The organism is Lysinibacillus sp. FSL M8-0134, assembly GCF_038069745.1.
GTDB classification, from domain to species: Bacteria; Bacillota; Bacilli; order Bacillales_A; family Planococcaceae; genus Lysinibacillus; species Lysinibacillus irui.
The window spans coordinates 719,108-736,317 of the sequence record NZ_JBBPAJ010000001.1 but is presented as its reverse complement, the minus strand read 5'-3'; the positions used below and the strand labels follow the sequence as shown (position 1 = coordinate 736,317).

16 protein-coding genes are annotated in these 17,210 nt (G+C 35.7%); 4 read left to right on the top strand and 12 right to left on the bottom strand.

Annotated features, from left to right (window positions below; translation table 11 throughout):
- Positions 1-298 precede the first annotated feature (298 nt).
- Positions 299-1,687, bottom strand: a complete 1,389-nt coding sequence (locus tag MKY49_RS03625) for an aldehyde dehydrogenase (protein ID WP_274795728.1) — start codon at positions 1,685-1,687, stop codon at positions 299-301.
- 209 nt (positions 1,688-1,896) lie between these two features.
- Here MKY49_RS03625 and MKY49_RS03620 point away from each other — a divergent pair, with 209 nt between their 5' ends.
- Complete coding sequence (locus MKY49_RS03620) at positions 1,897-2,052, top strand: hypothetical protein (RefSeq protein ID WP_274795727.1); 156 nt, start codon at positions 1,897-1,899, stop codon at positions 2,050-2,052.
- A 395-nt stretch (positions 2,053-2,447) separates the two neighbouring features.
- Here MKY49_RS03620 and MKY49_RS03615 read toward each other — a convergent pair whose 3' ends face one another.
- The 6 genes from MKY49_RS03615 to MKY49_RS03590 form a co-directional block, all read right to left on the bottom strand.
- Complete coding sequence (locus MKY49_RS03615) at positions 2,448-4,514, bottom strand: catalase (protein WP_341385640.1); 2,067 nt, start codon at positions 4,512-4,514, stop codon at positions 2,448-2,450.
- A gap of 141 nt (positions 4,515-4,655) precedes the next feature.
- Complete coding sequence (locus MKY49_RS03610; RefSeq protein ID WP_274795725.1) at positions 4,656-5,231, bottom strand: RloB family protein; 576 nt, start codon at positions 5,229-5,231, stop codon at positions 4,656-4,658.
- Positions 5,228-6,505 carry an AAA family ATPase gene (locus tag MKY49_RS03605; RefSeq protein WP_312504808.1) on the bottom strand — a complete coding sequence of 426 codons (1,278 nt, stop codon included), beginning with the start codon at positions 6,503-6,505 and terminating at the stop codon, positions 5,228-5,230. The genes MKY49_RS03610 and MKY49_RS03605 overlap by 4 nt, the downstream gene beginning before the upstream one ends.
- A gap of 103 nt (positions 6,506-6,608) precedes the next feature.
- A complete protein-coding gene (locus tag MKY49_RS03600; protein WP_322604711.1) occupies positions 6,609-7,550 on the bottom strand; it encodes an NAD-dependent epimerase/dehydratase family protein in 942 nt (313 codons plus the stop codon).
- A 185-nt stretch (positions 7,551-7,735) separates the two neighbouring features.
- Positions 7,736-8,263: a YceI family protein gene (locus MKY49_RS03595; protein ID WP_274795722.1), complete on the bottom strand. Its 528-nt coding sequence runs from the start codon at positions 8,261-8,263 to the stop codon at positions 7,736-7,738.
- A gap of 313 nt (positions 8,264-8,576) precedes the next feature.
- Positions 8,577-9,149, bottom strand: a complete 573-nt coding sequence (locus MKY49_RS03590; protein WP_341385639.1) for a manganese efflux pump — start codon at positions 9,147-9,149, stop codon at positions 8,577-8,579.
- 227 nt (positions 9,150-9,376) lie between these two features.
- On the opposite strand from MKY49_RS03590, the gene MKY49_RS03585 reads away from it, so the two are divergent.
- Positions 9,377-10,252 (top strand): glycine betaine ABC transporter substrate-binding protein, encoded by an 876-nt coding sequence (locus MKY49_RS03585; RefSeq protein WP_322611333.1) that lies wholly within the window; start codon positions 9,377-9,379, stop codon positions 10,250-10,252.
- Between the two features lie 111 nt (positions 10,253-10,363).
- Here MKY49_RS03585 and MKY49_RS03580 read toward each other — a convergent pair whose 3' ends face one another.
- A complete protein-coding gene (locus MKY49_RS03580) occupies positions 10,364-10,543 on the bottom strand; it encodes a thermonuclease family protein (RefSeq protein WP_322611332.1) in 180 nt (59 codons plus the stop codon).
- A gap of 305 nt (positions 10,544-10,848) precedes the next feature.
- Between MKY49_RS03580 and MKY49_RS03575 the strand changes: the two genes are divergently transcribed.
- Both MKY49_RS03575 and MKY49_RS03570 read left to right on the top strand, forming a co-directional pair.
- Positions 10,849-11,754, top strand: a complete 906-nt coding sequence (locus tag MKY49_RS03575) for a PucR family transcriptional regulator (RefSeq protein WP_313469351.1) — start codon at positions 10,849-10,851, stop codon at positions 11,752-11,754.
- A gap of 83 nt (positions 11,755-11,837) precedes the next feature.
- Positions 11,838-12,935 (top strand): ABC transporter ATP-binding protein, encoded by a 1,098-nt coding sequence (locus MKY49_RS03570; protein WP_341385638.1) that lies wholly within the window; start codon positions 11,838-11,840, stop codon positions 12,933-12,935.
- Positions 12,936-13,385: 450 nt separating this feature from the next.
- Here MKY49_RS03570 and MKY49_RS03565 read toward each other — a convergent pair whose 3' ends face one another.
- From MKY49_RS03565 to MKY49_RS03550, 4 genes are all read right to left on the bottom strand, one after another.
- Positions 13,386-14,261, bottom strand: coding sequence for an ROK family protein (locus MKY49_RS03565; protein WP_341385637.1), 876 nt, complete (start codon positions 14,259-14,261; stop codon positions 13,386-13,388).
- Between the two features lie 88 nt (positions 14,262-14,349).
- Positions 14,350-15,345, bottom strand: coding sequence for an SIS domain-containing protein (locus MKY49_RS03560; RefSeq protein WP_313469358.1), 996 nt, complete (start codon positions 15,343-15,345; stop codon positions 14,350-14,352).
- Positions 15,346-15,385: 40 nt separating this feature from the next.
- Positions 15,386-16,315, bottom strand: a complete 930-nt coding sequence (pfkB, locus tag MKY49_RS03555) for a 1-phosphofructokinase (protein ID WP_313469360.1) — start codon at positions 16,313-16,315, stop codon at positions 15,386-15,388.
- The gene (locus MKY49_RS03550; RefSeq protein ID WP_341385636.1) at positions 16,312-17,154 is read right to left on the bottom strand and encodes a class II fructose-bisphosphate aldolase; all 843 of its coding nucleotides are present in this window, start codon (positions 17,152-17,154) and stop codon (positions 16,312-16,314) included. Before MKY49_RS03550 ends, pfkB begins: the two co-directional genes overlap by 4 nt.
- Positions 17,155-17,210: the final 56 nt, after the last annotated feature.

The following is a 17,210-nucleotide window of genomic DNA, read 5'->3' as shown; positions in this document are numbered from 1 at the left end:
TCAATCTCTACACTCATGTCATCATTTTTGATCATTCGACAAAAAACGACAATATGAATCCCCCCACGTTCTATTGAACTTATTTTACTACTTATTTCACGATAAATAAAATGCCTCCGGTCTGTTTTTTTAACGAAAACGCTTTCATTTGAAGAAAAAATCCTATTTTCCTCGAAATTTTCATTTATAATCACAAATCGGCATTTTTCGACATTTGAAGGATGGTTTATTAGAGAACAATTTTACATGCACATGAGGCTTATAAAGGGAGACATCCAAAGATATCTCCCAAATTAATCTATTTCATAATGGATCGTACAATTTTCACTTTTTGTTTATACGGTGGGAACAATACATTCGTCTCGAGCTTGGAGGATTTCTTTAAGATAGATTTAGGGTGTGTAAAGTTTTCAAAGCTCGCTTTCCCATGGTAAGCTTTCACGCCTGATGGTCCAACACCACCGAATGGTAAGTGTAAATTTCCAACATGGGTGATGGTATCATTTATACATCCCCCACCAAATGGTAATTCCTCTAAAAAATATTGTATTGCTTTTTCATGTTCCGAGAAGAAATACGCCGCTAAAGGCTTTGGTAACTGACGAATTTGATGAATTGCAAGTGGTAAATCATTATACATCATCACAGGTAAGATAGGACCAAAGAGTTCTTCTTGCATAGATGGACTTGTCCATTTTACATATTCGATGATTGTTGGCTCAACATATAAATCATCACGATCAATTCTTCCACCAAATGTAATGGCATCGCGTTCTTCCCTAATAATTTGCTGTAGTCGATCGAATTGTCTTAAATTCACAATCCGACCGTAATCAGGACTTTTCAAAGGATTTTTGCCATAAAACGAACGGATAGTTTCTTTTAATATTTTCATAAAGCGGTCATAAACATCTTTATGAACAAGCAAATAATCGGGTGCCACACACGTTTGTCCAGTATTTGTGAATTTGCCCCATACTATTCGCTTCGCTGCTACTTCAAGGTTAGCTGTTTGATCGACAATCGCGGGACTTTTTCCACCAAGTTCTAAGGCAACTGGTGTCAAACGTTCTGCCGCTGCCTTGGCTACTACTTTTCCAACGGCTACGCTGCCTGTAAAAAAGATATAATCAAATGAAGCATGAATCAGAGCTGTAACTTCTTCTTTCTCACCTTCAACTACACGTACAAAGGAAGGATGGAATGTTTCTTCAATTATTTTTTTGACGATGGAAGCTGTGTGTACAGATGTTTCTGACGGTTTAACAATTGCTGTATTTCCTCCAACAATGGCACCTATCAGTGGCTCCATTACGAGTTGAAAAGGATAATTAAAAGGTCCAATAATTAAAGTAACACCATATGGTTCACGAACGATAAAACTTTTACCCATCTGATATTGAATCGGTGTTTTAACTGCTGTTGGCTCCATCCATTCTTCCACATGCTTCACCATATATGAGATACTATCTAATACAATACCAATTTCTGTTGCATAAGCTTCGAATTCACTTTTACGCAAATCTAAATACAACGCGTTCAATATGTCCTTCTCATATTTTAAAATGGAAGCTTTTAATTTCTTTAACTGCTCTTTTCGAAATTTCGCACTTTTCGTTGCGCGAGAAAAATAAAATTGACGTTGCTCTGTTATCATATTTTCCACATCTTGAGACGTAAAATTCATCAATAAAGCACCCCTTTTTTAAAAATGGCATACATAGTTTTTTCGTTTTGAAACAAACTATCTTTGTCTATACGATACAACATCGAGAGGCAAAAATCCTCTTTCTGCATCAGGGGGTGAACTGGCTTTATGTCAAAATAAATGTTTTAGTTTTTTCATCTCGGGAAATATACAACTACATATTAAAACCGAAACGGGGGCGTAGATGAATGACAACAACAACTGGAACATGGTGGGAGTCCATTTTTTCTGGACCATTATCACATGGAATTTGTGAAGAAAAGATAGCGCTATTGCAAGATGAAGCTTTCTTATATCTCTCTACAACACCTGTAGAGAATGATGAAAATTCAGAAGTTAATTAAAAAAAGCGCATTATAGGGAGGACTATCCTTATAATGCGCTTTTATCATGTTTAAATACTGCTAATTCGATTGTGCGGGTATTCGCCTCACTTCCGCGGATATTCCCCTCGCTTCCGCGGGTATTCGCCTCACTTCCGCGGGTATTCTCTTCGCTTCCGCGGGTATTCGCTTCACTTCCGCGGGTATTCGCTTCGCTTCCGCGGGTATTCGTTTTGGTTTCGCGGTATTCGCCTCGCTTCCGCGCGTATTCGCTTCGCTTTCGCGGTATTTGCCTCGCTTCCGCGGGTATTCCCCTCACTTCCGCGGGTATTCGCTTCGCTTCCGCGGTTATTCCCCTCGCTTCCGCGGTATTCGCTCCGCTTCCCCAAGTATCCAATCCTAACGTCTAAAGATATTTAATAAATATTTCGTTGCCAAAATCGTTGTTGAGCAATGGCATCTACAAACTTTTTTGCAAAATCTTTATTACCAGTAGCTAACACAATACCTGGCCCTACATTAGCATTCGACATATTGAAAAATGTTGTGCCAGTTGTAGCGAAACCTATTGGCTTATAATGACGATAGGCTTCATTTATATAATTGACGATATACGTATTGAATTTTGCTTGATTACTTCCCTTAACACCAACAACATATAACGAGTCAAATAATACTGCATCGGTTGTGATAAAGGTGTCACTTGCCGTTAATTGAACACCGTTATTACCTGTGACAACACCTAAACGATCAGAGATAATACTGTAGCGTACACCTTGTCTTGTTAAGTATTTTAATACTTCACCGACCTCATTGGCATCAAAGCCATCCCCAATTAAGACCCCTACTTTAAGTGTGTATGGTAATTTAATCGTATTGGCTTGACTAAGTGCAGGTGAGGAGGCTGTAACCTTAGACTGTTCTCCAGTAGGGCGATTTACACCGACATTGTCCGCAACAATTGTAGCCATTTCTTTATCCACACGGACAAACATATCGACTACCTGCTGTCGAACTGCTTTGCTTTTTACTTTTCCAACTTCAAAGCTAAAGGCATCGATAATATGTTGTTTTTCGGGTGGGGACATACTGTTCCAAAATAGTCTTGCTTGTGAAAAATGATCATCAAAGGATTTACTTCGTGCTCTTGTAATTCGTCCCTCAACTTTTTCCTCATAATGAACGTACCCTCCTTCTCGTGCAGTAGAGGTAGCAGGCGTATTATTTGCTAGGGAATTTTTATGATAACTAACTCTTCCTAAGTTAATTGTCTGTCGACTAAAGCCATTTCGCTGATTATTGTGAACGGGACAAATCGGGCGATTAATAGGAATTTCTGTAAAGTTAGGTCCCCCTAAACGAATCAACTGAGTGTCTAAATAAGAGAAGAGTCGACCTTGTAACAGTGGATCATTGGTAAAGTCAATGCCTGGAACAACATTCCCTGGATGAAACGCAACTTGTTCTGTTTCCGCAAAGACATTATCCACATTGCGATTTAATGTCATCTTGCCAATTTTTTTCACCGGTACAAGTTCCTCTGGCCAAAGCTTTGTCGCATCTAAAATATCAAAATCAAATTTAAATTCATCCTCTGGTTCAAGTATTTGTACACCTAACTCAAACTCCGGGTAATCTCCAATTTCAATGGCTTCCCATAAATCACGTCGTTGAAAATCGGGGTCCTTCCCAGCAATAATTTGTGCTTCATCCCACACGAGAGAATGCACACCTAACACAGGCTTCCAATGGAATTTAACAAATCTTGATCTACCTTTATCATTAACAAAGCGGAATGTATGCACACCAAATCCTTCCATCATGCGGAAGCTTCTAGGAATTGTTCGATCAGACATATGCCACATAATCATATGGGCAATTTCCTGATTGTTCGCCACAAAATCCCAAAACGTATCATGGGCTGAGGCTGCTTGTGGCATTTCATTATGTGGCTCTGGCTTGACAGCATGAATTAAATCAGGAAACTTCATGGCATCCTGAATAAAAAAGACTGGAATATTATTCCCTACTAAATCATAATTTCCTTCATCCGTATAAAATTTCGTTGCAAACCCGCGTACATCACGAGCTGTATCCATTGACCCCAAACTCCCTACTACTGTCGAGAATCTGACAAAGACAGGCGTTTTCTTTTTGGTATCCTGTAAAAACTTTGCCTTCGTATACTCTTTCATCGATTCATACAATTCAAATTCACCGTGTGCCGCAAATCCTCTTGCATGCACGACACGCTCTGGAATACGTTCATGGTCAAAATGGGTGATTTTCTCTCGAAGATGAAAATCCTCCATAATGGTTGGTCCACGAACTCCAGCTTTAAGGGAATCCTCATCATTGGACACCCTTAGCCCTTGATTCGTTGTCATTTTTGTTCCATCGTTCTCAACACGAAACGGCTCTAATTGATGATCCTTGGCATTTCCCTCTATATTTTTACCTTGATTTGGCTTTGAGTTATCCACGCAATCCCCTTTCAGTCATTACTACTATCGCTCCATATCCACTATATGTTTTTAAAAAATAAACATGCCTTCATTCGACAAAGCTCTCCTTCAAAAATAAAAGAGTAGGTTTCTATTCAAAAATAGAAAACCTACTCATCCTTAAAATATGTATCGTATCATTTCATGTATGTTACAGTAGGGGTTATCACGGCTCTCCGTCTTTCGAAGAGCCATCATGTCTGTGCAATTTTTAATGGCTACCTCATGTCGTAATGCTATGGGCGCAATGACGGACTCATCAGCCTTATGACGAAAATAACGACTGACGCCTAGATGCTGTTCCATTTTGTCATTTAAGACCGCACGAGGATACTTTTCTGTACTGTCAACTTCTTCAAAGTGCAAGAGTAACCACAATTCAAATGCTTCATTTGTATAGGCAATATGAATATTTTTTTCCGCGCAAAATTGATTCACTTCCTCTAATTGCCTTTCGGTTAAATCATCCTTATCAAATACAATCCAAACCTCATCAAAATATTGATAGCTAGAATCTCGATAAGCATGTTGAGCAAGCTTAATTGCGGAACGTTTGACGTTTTTTATTTTGACACTTACCATTTTAGAGCGTTTTAATATACGCATTTGTTCAAAATAAATTCTTTCTGTTTCACCTTCACAATAAATTAAAACGGTTTTACGTAATGTTCGGCTCCCTTGTTGACGTATTCTCACGGCTCCGATACCTCCGCTTCTTTTAAGTATTGGTCAGATAAATACTCATTGATGATAGGCGTTGCACCAAATTCCCCTTTTAGATAACGTTTTGCATATGAAAGATCTCCACGTTTCTTTTGTAAGTCTGCAAAATCAAATAAAGAGTACAGCTCCGATTCATTTTTAAAACTTTTATTCACAAACCAAATTTGGTCTGATCGCAGCGGCTGATCTAGCAGTTCTATTTCATGACTGGTCACAATAAATTGATTATTCCTATTACGATGGCTGTTCATAATAGCCATTAAAAACTCACAAATTGATACATGGAATGCCGTATCAAATTCGTCTATCAGAATCGTCTTTCCTTTATCGTAAGCATCCACCATTACACATGCTAAATGTAGCATTCGCACTGTACCTTTTGAATCCATTGTCCAATTAATCGTTTCTGTCCCTATCGGTGCACCGACTTCGTCAAATGATAAATAATGTAAATCAATATCTACTTCTTGAATGACTTCTGATGAATCAAATTCATAGCCGATCGTATTTTTCTCTCTGCGTTCCACACGTCTAGCTGTGACGTCTTGGATTGACAGATCTGCAATTTTTAGTAGTTTGATTACTTCCTTTTTAAAGGGTTCTTCTTCAAGTTTACGAATCAGAGGATGACTTGATAACCGATTTGCTTCATCAAGAAACAGAATTTTATGTAAAAACCAATCGAATATTTTTAAAGCATCTGGATCATTAAATACATGTAATACTGACAAAAAGGCGGTATTGTTGCGAGTATATTTTGTCAATTCCTGTGCTGTTGTTTGGGCTGTTGTATACGCATACTGTGTACCATCCCATTGTCTACTAAACAACTCCTCTTTTAATGACTTGCTTGTTTTCACAAGACGCTCATAGAGAACTTGTGATGCATTGTACTGGATTTCATAATCATATAAAGCCCCGTCTAAAAAAAGTGATATCATAAATTCTGTTGGTTTACCTTGCTGCCGCCCTAGCTTAAATGGTTGATAGGGTAGACGTAACTGTTTTACATTATTTAAATTTTCAAAATTAAATAGTAAGGTACGTAACACTTTTATAGCCGTAAATAGATTAGATTTTCCACTGCCATTTGGACCAAAAATAAATGCACTTTTCACAAGGCGCAGTGATTCAAACTGCATTGTGTGGGTATCCTTCCATTTTCGCAGACGACTGCCCGCTACCATTGAAAATAATGTATCATCTTTATAACTTAAGCAATTTTTTACTCTAAAATCTACAAGCATCCGTAAACCTCCGTCCACAACCATTTCTTTAATGAATTATTATACTATAGACATTGAAAAAGACATATTACGCAATGTAATATGCCTCCATTTTGAAGCGCCTTTAGCCACTTTTTTGTTGAATTTCTGCTAGTCTTTCATTTTCGATTGCTTGCAATGTACGTTCAATTCCCTCTGCAAAAGAAGTTTTAGGTCTCCAACCAATGGCCTTGGCCAATTTATCATTATTTAAGAAAGAATGTTCAATATCTCCTTCTCGTGCTGGGGCATATTGAATCTCAAGTGGATGATTTAAATGTTGGAGCAGTAAAATAACTTGGTGAATAGACCAAGCTTCATTTGTGGAAACATTATACGTACCTTGTAAACGGGCGGATACACCAGCATAAATAGCATCTGCTATATCATCGACATAAATGAAATCACGCGTTTGTTCACCATCACCATAAATGGTAAAGGGTTTCCCCTCCATACTGCTTTTTAACATACTTGGGATCACTGCTGCGTCGCCTTGCATTGGTTGTCTTGGCCCGAAAACATTAGCGAATCTGTAAATAAGAATAGGTAAACGATAATCTTTTTGCCATTTTTCACAATAGGTTTCGCCAATGCTTTTATTTAATCCATACATAGATATTGGTTCACAGACATCTGATTCTTCTAATGGCGGATAATGACTATCCCCATAAACAGCTGCCGATGAGGCAAAGACAAAGTGCTGAATTTTATATTTGGATGATAAAAAAAGCATTTGGCTAAGTCCAACTATATTTGTCAAAATATCTTTTACTGGCTCGTGGATGGATTGTTGTACGCTCGTTTGTGCTGCACAATGGACGACCACATCAAAGTGAATTTCTTTAAAAAGGTGTTCACAAACCTCATCCTCTACATTTAAGAGATAGGATTTATGCTCAAAGTCAACATTTCGCAAATGACCCGTACTTAAATTATCAATAATATAAACCGTGGCACCTTCTTCAAAAAAACGCCTTCCTACCGCACTCCCAATAAAACCATAGCCACCTGTCACTAATACATTCATCCTATCGCCCCCAAAAACAATATGATGATTTATATGCAGTATTTACTAAAAATATGCAAGAAACTTATTTGATAGTAATTTTTCCCACAATAGTATTACTAGACATTTTATTTAATAACCTTCTATGTTTTTATATAAAAAAAGCATGCTTGAATATTATTTCAAGCATGCCCGAATCCCTATTATTAAGCTGGGTTAATTTCTAATTCAACAGATACTTTAATATCTTTACCAACTAGAACTCCACCAGTTTCTAAAGCTGCGTTCCAAGTTAAGCCAAAGTCTTCACGGTTAATTGTTGTTTCAGCTTCGAAACCATATACTTCTTGACCCCATGGATTTGTACCTTTTCCATTGAACTCTGTATCAAATGTTACTGATTTTGTAACGTCTTTAATTGTTAAATCACCAGTTACTGCATATTTATCGCCTGATTTTTTAGTAATGTTTGTAGATTTAAACGTAATTGTTGGATATTGTTCAGCATCAAAGAAATCTGCTGCTTTTAAATGATTATCGCGATCCTCACTACGCGTATTAATGCTTGCTGGATCAATTGTAAAGCTAATGTTAGCCGTTGTTAAATCTGCAAGATCTGTTGCTTCAATATCTGCTGAGTAGCTGTCAAATACACCTTTAACTTTTGATACCATCATGTGCTTCACTTGAAAGTTAATTGCTGAGTGTCCTAAATCAATATTCCATTTTGCCATTTTAAATTCCTCCAATAAGTTGATTTTATCTCGATTTCGAGATATATTTTAAAATATGAAGCAACTACATAATTTATGTTACCCAAAATTTAATAGGATAAACATTTGTAGTTACTTTATTGTAAGAAACGAATGTAATTAATTACTTTCTGTAACCTACTATATATTAATAATTAAGTTACGTCAAGTAATTAAATAAAATTATTTAAAAAGGATGTCCGAATTTTCGGTACATCCTTTATCTTAGATTTTATTGCCTTGTACTATGAGACGATTCTCACTTTCCATCTTTAAATTTAAAATGATACATTATTTACTTAGCAAAAATCTCAAAAATACCTATCATAATAAGCAACCATCCTGATATCGCTGTTGAATGCTTACCAATAAACGTTTTTGAAAGTAAAGAGCCGCATCGACTACCCACTCCCACCGTTATAAACGAGAACACACCAATCGAAATAACAGTCCAAAGGGCAGATATACCATTAGCTCCAATAGCAATGCCTCCTGCTAAACAATTCGCTGATAAAATGAAGCCTAGTGCCATCGCCTCTCGAGTTGAAATCACTAAGTTTTTATCTTCATCAAATAATTCAGGATTTCCAGCTATCCGTTGATTAGAAAAACTTTTGGACATCAAGGTCCATATACCAATTACACACAATAGTAAACTTCCTAATAAATTGGCAGTATGCGGTGAAATATATTCAACAACCGTGCTGCCAGCTGTTACTGCAACATATGTGATAATCATTGACATGATAGCAATCACAGCATTTGATAAAATCGGAATTTTAACTTGTTTAACTCCATAAGCCAAGCCAATCCCCAAATTATCTAAATTTGCTGCAATTCCTATTAGAATAATGGTAACCCAATGCATACTAAGCCTCCTCAAAGCCCAATCTCCATTTTCACCTATCATATGTTAACGCTTGAAATATTTATGGGCAGCCCAATATAGCTTTCGTCGAATCTCATCTTAAAGGCTGAGTTGTTTGAAAATTGCAATTTGACAAAAGTAACAACTTGTATATAAACTTAAGTTGTTACTTGTTAATATTATTTAATTTTCACTAGAAAGTAAGAAAGGATGGTAAGGGTATATTTATGAGATATTTGAAATTGTGGAAAATAGGATTAGCTATAGCATGTCTACTAGTTTTAACTGCATGTAGTTCAGCAGATGCAGATTCAAAAAGTAGTAATAAAAATGCAATAAACTTAGCCTATGTTGAATGGGATACTGAGGTAGCTTCTACCCATGTAATAGGACAAGTTTTAGAGGATTTAGGATATGAGGTGACATTGACACCACTCGATAATGGCATTATGTGGGAAGCACTTGCAAACGGAGAAGTCGATGGTATGGTATCTGCCTGGTTGCCCCAGACACATGCCCCACAAGTAGAGAAATACAAAACTAAGATTGATAATCTAGGAGAAAATCTAACGGGTGCAAAGATTGGCTTAGTTGTTCCGAGTTATATGGATGTAGATTCAATTGAGGATTTAACAAACCAAGCTAATCAAACTATTACTGGTATTGAGCCAGGAGCTAATATGATGGCCACAACGGAAAATGCTTATAAAGAATATAAAAATCTGGAAGGCTGGAATGTATTGACCTCTTCAGCTGGGGCAATGACGGCGGCCTTGAGTCAAGCCATCACTAATAATGAAGAAATTATCATTACTGGCTGGTCACCACACTGGATCTTTAATGCATACGATTTAAAATATTTAGACGATCCAAAAGGTTTATATGGTACGGAAGAGTATATTGGTACCTTTGCTCGCAATGGCTTAAAAGAAGATTCCCCTGAAGCCTACAATGTCCTTGATCGTTTCCACTGGACCCCCGAGGATATAGAAAGTGTGATGTTTGATATTATGGAGGGAATGAGTGCCACGGAAGCTGCAAAAAAATGGATTGACAACAATCAGGACAAAGTAGCCGATTGGACACAAGACGCAAAAGCATAAATGAAAAAATCCATTTACTAATCACTAGTAAATGGATTTTATGTTGTTAAAAAGGATGGTGTCACTGCAATAAAGAACGTTTGGCAAGACAGGTTAATTTTCGTTCAGCCTTTAGTCAATGACTTCTGGATGGAAGCCATCTTTTTGGAAGTAATCATCATGTGACCAAATAGTTAACTTTGCCTCTTGTGCCTTTTGTTGAATAGCTCTGAAATCATCTTCAAATGTTTTATTTGGTTTAAGAATATACCGTACCACAGCAAGACCTTCATCTAATAAGGACTCCTGCAAGAGCTAATTTTCTGTTTCGGTTCCAACAACATTCGCCTCATTTGTTTTTACAGCATTTAGCTGGGCATCGCTTTTTTGAGGAAACAGTCATGAGAAGTTGAATTTTCCGTTTGGCAACATTAATATTAGTGGCTTTCTTATTAACTTTTTTTAACCCACCACTTATTATTATAGTAGGAAATTCTTTAAATAAATATTTTATATTTGTACATATTTTACCTAGACTATGCCCTTTATGATTTTTCAAGGTAAGAATTTTAATTGTTGTATATTTTTCTACATTTTAAAATGAAGAGGTGTATTTAATGAACCTAAATCTCAAAGCATTGTTTCCTTCATATCAGTATTATCGAACAAAACCAACTCAGCTACCAAATAGCACTTTCATTTTCTATCATCATCAAACTAAAGAATGGTTTTCTGTCTCCAAGCATGAGGTTACACAGCGAGATTACCAATGGCTTACCGTTTTCTATACTGAAGTTACCTCGTCACTATTTCAGTCATCGGATACTTGGTACAACTTTATTTATTCAAATGGTAACATACCATCTAATTTATCCTTTAACAAAGCTCGAATTATTCAACTAACTTTTATAAACGAAAACCCTCCTTTAGAGGAATTAAAAGAAGCACTTTATAATTTTTTTCAGGAAGATACGATATTAATACAAGTTGCTACTAATCATTTTTTACTTATGGAACCTGCGAGTCGTTCAATGAATGAGAAAGAAGATTTCATCGCACTTATTCGTACCATTGAAACAGATTTTTATATCAGAATCCATTTGTATGTGGGTGAGTATTATGAAATCAACAAAGAGTTCCCAATTAAATTCCAAAGAGAAGCTCAATGGTTCAAGGAATGCTTAAATTTAAGATTCGCTGAACCTTATTATTCATTTCAATCAATATTTCCTATTTTTTTAATACAACAATTGCCTGTTTCTATACTAAAATTTATAGAAGAACAAATTATTATACCTTTGAAGTCTGACAAAGAATTACTTGATACTGTTAAAACTTTTTATGAATGCGGTTTAAATATTACGTTGACATCCAAGGAACTACATATGCATCGCAATACATTAACTTATCGTTTATCAAAATTCCAAGAAATTACGAATATTAACACGAAAAATTTAGATGGTGCTATACTTGTTTACTTTGCTAGTTATCTTTGGTCATCTTTACAAAATGCACAAAATTAATTGACTGAAAATTATGCATTTTAAACATTGGTTTTCTTCTTCACTTTCTTTAAACTGTAAAAAAAGAACAAAGGGGATTGAACATGGAGAAGATTATACTTAATAATATTTATAAAATATATGACGGTGGTGTAACGGCTGTATCCGACTTTAATTTAACTATTCAAGATAGAGAGTTTATTGTACTTGTTGGTCCCTCGGGTTGTGGGAAATCAACAACATTGCATATGATAGCCGGCTTAGAAGAAATTTCAGAAGGAGATTTTTTAATTGATAACAAGAAAATGAATGATGTGCCTTCAAAGGAACGTGATATTGCAATGGTTTTTCAAAACTATGCACTCTACCCACATATGACGGTATACGACAACATGGCATTTGGCTTAAAGCTTCGAAAATTTTCAAAACAACAAATTAAGGAACGTGTCCACAATGCTGCAGCCATTCTTGATTTAGAAAATTATTTAGATCGCAAGCCAAAAGCTTTATCTGGAGGTCAGAGGCAAAGAGTCGCCCTAGGTAGAGCAATCGTCCGAGATGCTAATATTTTCTTAATGGACGAGCCATTGTCCAATTTAGATGCAAAACTACGCGTACAAATGCGTGCAGAAATTACCAAACTTCATCAGCGTTTAAAAACAACTACAATTTACGTAACACATGATCAAACAGAAGCAATGACAATGGCAACACGCCTTGTTGTGATGAAGGATGGTATTGTTCAACAAATCGGTACGCCTGAAGAAGTATACGGCTTACCTGAAAATAAATTTGTTGGCGGTTTTATAGGCTCTCCATCAATGAACTTCTTTAAAGGGGTTTTCCATGAAAAGGGATTTCAAATAGGTAATATTTTATTAACTATTCCAGCAGAAAAATCTAAGTTATTAAAAGAACAAGGCTATTTACAAAAAGAACTGATTCTCGGCATTCGTCCGGAGCATATTTATGAAAATTCTTCAGTAATTTCTGAACTGCCCCTATCGTCTATCGAAGCTATTATTGAAGTATCCGAATTAACGGGTACTGAGCTGATGTTACATGCACAGTTAAATGGACAACCCTATATTGCACGTGTTAATTCTGATAAAAAAATCACACAAGGTCAAGTCGTAAATCTACTAATTGATATGTCTCGAGCGCATTTCTTTGACTTAGAAACAGAAAAACGGATTCGTTAGGAGCAATAAATTGCACAAGTATTATCTTCAAAGATAGGGATTCAGACAAATTGTCTGTTCCCCTTCTTCGACTTTTTCAACTTAAACTGGTTTACAAGTTGTGCTGGTCCAATTTTAGAAAATAACCAATAATTATTTTCACAACAAATATTTTTCCCTTTCTAGATGAAACTTTGCTAGTACTTTTTATTAGAAAAGACAGAAATTAATCAACAAAAGCTTTGATAATAAAATTCTAACTATTTTAACAAAGATTCAAATGCTACCTCTTGTGAAATAAAATACAATTTTCTACACATTATAAAAAAAGATAAAAATCCTATTAGCTTCAGCAATAAATAAAAAACCAACTTTCTCATTACTTTTGAAAAAGTTGGGTTAAATTTTCTTATTCGTGTAAATCTCTATTTTCCTTAAGTATCTTTAAGGTAAAAACTATACTATGCTTTTTTATTTCAAGGCTGCACCGTATAGTCCAGCATCACTTTTATGAATACTGCTACCTATAATTTGTTCTTTTCCCTCAAAAGGTGTGTTTAATAATCGTTGCTGAATCTTTTCTTTAATCTGCTCTATAATTTTCGGGTGGTGATTAAAAAAACCTCCACCTAACACTATGCTATGAGGGTCAAGCATCAAAATCATTTGATGCAATTGTTTAACCATGCAATAAATTAATTGTTGCAAAATCTTATCGATGATAGGGTCTCCTTTGTAATAGAGTTCCATCATATCTTTTAATCGGATTTCCGAATTCCCCAGTAACGTTCTTCCCAACTTTTCTATAGCAGGTCCTGCGACACTTTCTTCTAATGTTTCTCCATTTTTACCTACGATATTAAAACCTATTTCACCAGATAATCCTGTTCCTCTTAGAAATTCGCCATTTACTACAGTACAACATGATATTCCAGTACTTAATGTTACATATATCATTGTTTCTTTACTAAATCCTCTAGCATTATATTCTCCCCAGGTTGCCATGTTAACATCGTTATCAATCATTATCTGCGCATGTGCAAAAATTTCAAACAAACGCTCATAAATCGGGAAATTACTCCACGGTATATTATTTTGATAAACCGCTAGACCTTTTTGTATATCAACAATCCCAGGTACACCAATACATACTTTAGAGACTTCATTAAATGAAATTTGCTTCTCTAAACAGAGAATTTTAAAACTATCAATTAAACACTGGTATAAAGCTTCCCTATTTGAAACGTCACTAGGTACATCTCTTTTAATTACTAACTGCAGGTTTTGATTGAATAAAGCCGTGGCTAATTTTGTTCCACCAACATCTGCTACTAAGATATTACCCATTATTCCACCGCCAGTCCCTCGCTAGAAATTTCAATTTTCTGAAAGTAAAAGTTATCCTTATGCCTAAAATTCAATGACTATGCGTTTGTTATGATAGATTTACGACTTGCGTTAAGTTACGTGGCTTATCTGGATTACAACCTTTAAATATAGCACTTTGATAAGCTATTAGTTGGAAGTATGGAACAGCTTCTACTAGTCTATTCAAATCATCTACTTGATTTGATAAATTGAGAATTAAATCTGCTTGTAATTCTTTTGAAACTATACCTATGACAACAACAAAACCTCCAAGCTTTTGAATATCTTTTATTAATGCCTGATCATATTCCTTAGTTTCATTTTGTGTAAATAAAATCACAACTGTTTCATGATCTACAATAGAAATTGGACCATGTCGGAATTCTAAATTTGAGTAGCTTTCGCATTCAGTTTGTGTCATTTCCTTAAGCTTTAATGTCGCTTCTTTAGCCAACCCATTATATGCACCTGATCCTAAAAATATAAAACGTTTTTTTGTGGCATCCTCTGTTACCTGTAATAGCTGTTTTCCATTACCTAATGCCGATTTAACAAGTGCAGGAATTTTTTCTAGTTGTTCCATCATATCCGTTCGTCGGCTAATTTTCGCTGCATATAATTGGAGAGCATATAACATATTAGAAAATGATTGAGTCATTACAACACTTTTTTCTGATATATCATTTAAAGCGATTAATTCATCTGTCAATTTAGCCATAGGAGTGCCACCATTACATGTAACTGCCATAGTACGTATTTTTTCGTCACCTTTTAGATGTTCTAATGACATAATTATTTCCGAAGTTGTTCCGGAACGTGAAATTCCAATAATAAGATACTTTTTATTCTTTAGAATATACGTTTCAGTGTGTAAGAATAATTCAGATGCAGGTACTGCAATAGCAAACTCTCCAGTAACAGCTTGATAATAACGTGCTGCTGCAATAGCTAAATAAAATGATGTACCACATCCGGTGAATAGAACTACATCTACAGCACTTTCATTAAATGTAATTGATTGAACAATATCTTTTGTTTTTTCTAACTTTTGATCTTGTGTCATAATCTCATTGTAAGTGTACATAAACAAATCCCTACTTCTCTTATATTTTAGTTATCTGTATTTCGTCTAAGAGTCTTTCAACAGCCTCTCGTTGTACTTTAGCAATCTCTTTATTCTCTGCATTCGCAGAACCACATGCGACAGCCCATTTATATGCCTCTGTATGGTCTGCACCAAGAGAGAGTTTATAAATAAGCCCTCCTAAAAAGGCATCGCCACTTCCAACTGTATTTTCAACATGTATTTGTGGTGCATTAACTTTGTAAATCCCTAACGAATTAACAAATAAAGCACCTTGCTCACCCAATGAGAAACACACATGTTCAATTCCTAATTTTTGTAGTTTTATACCAGCTTGAACTAAGTCTTCTTGAGTCAGAACTGACTTACCAATCAATTGAGCAATTTCATCCTCATTAGGCTTAATAATGAATGGTAATGCCTTAACACCTTGTCTCAAAGCATCTCCACTTGTATCAAGTGCGACTCGAATACCCTTTTCCTTTAATAAATGGATAATTGTCGCATATGCTTTTTTTTGTACACCTTTAGGTAAGCTTCCTGACAACACAAAATAAGTGGCATGTTCGGCTTGTTTCACAACCCAATTAAGCATTTTCTGCCATTCATGTTCTTGAATAGTTGGTCCTACCTCTAAAAGCTCCGTCATTTCCTTCGTTTGCTGATTAATAATGGTTAAACAAATTCGATTTTCTTCCTCTATTTGTATGAATTCTGTTTGTAAATTTTCGTCCTGTAAAAGTTCAGTTATTTTACTCCCGTTTAATCCGCCTACAAAACCGCCAATAGTCACTTCACCACCAAGTGCTACGATAACACGGGCTACGTTAACACCTTTCCCCCCACCTTGTTGTGACTTCTGTAATACACGATTAGTCTGACCAACCATTAAAGAATTTACCTCATGCACTTTGTCAATAGCAGCGTTTAAGGTTAATGTAGTAATCATTTTTGTAACATCACAATCTTTTGCTCTACTAATTCAATTAAAGATTCACGTGCTGGAAGGAAATATTTTCTTGGATCATTTTCTGTTGGATTATCATTAAAAAAAGCTCTTAATTGCTCAGCAAACAAGTCCTTTAGTTCCGTAGAAAAATTAACTTTTGCAATGCCATAATTCAAGGATTTACGCACATCTTCTTCTGGCACTCCAGATGCTCCGTGCATGACTAAAGGAACATTTGTAGAACGATAAATTTTTTGTAAAAGATCAAATTGCAATTTTGGCTTTTGTTTATACTTACCGTGTGCTGTACCAAATGCTGGGGCCAATGATTGAATTCCTGTAACCTTCACAAAATGTTCTGCTTCCTTTGGATCAGTAAAGAATGCAGTCCCCTCATTTATGCTCAAACTATCTTCGACACCACTGATTGTCCCCAACTCCGCTTCAACAGGCACATTTAAAGCACTTGCAGCTTCTACTATTTTTTTAACCAATATAATATTTTCCTCATAAGGTAAGGAAGAACCATCAATCATCACAGAGGTATAACCTGCTCGTAAACATTCCATAACAACCTTATAAGACTCACCATGATCCAGATGTAATGCTACGGGTACTTTTGCCTGTTCAGCTGCTGTTTTTGCAAGTGCAATCATATAAGGCATCTCTACATATTTATAGGTACTTGAAGTTGTTTGCAAAATTACAGGTGCACCTACTTTTTCTGCTCCAGCAATTACTGCTTTTATAATTTCTAAATTATGTGCCCCAAAAGCCCCTATTGCATAGTTATTTTTATAAGCGTCTTCTAACATTTCTTTAGTTGTCACTAATGGCATAATAGAATTCCTCCCTCAATGGGTTGTTGGTATAATTGAAAATATAAAAAGATTAA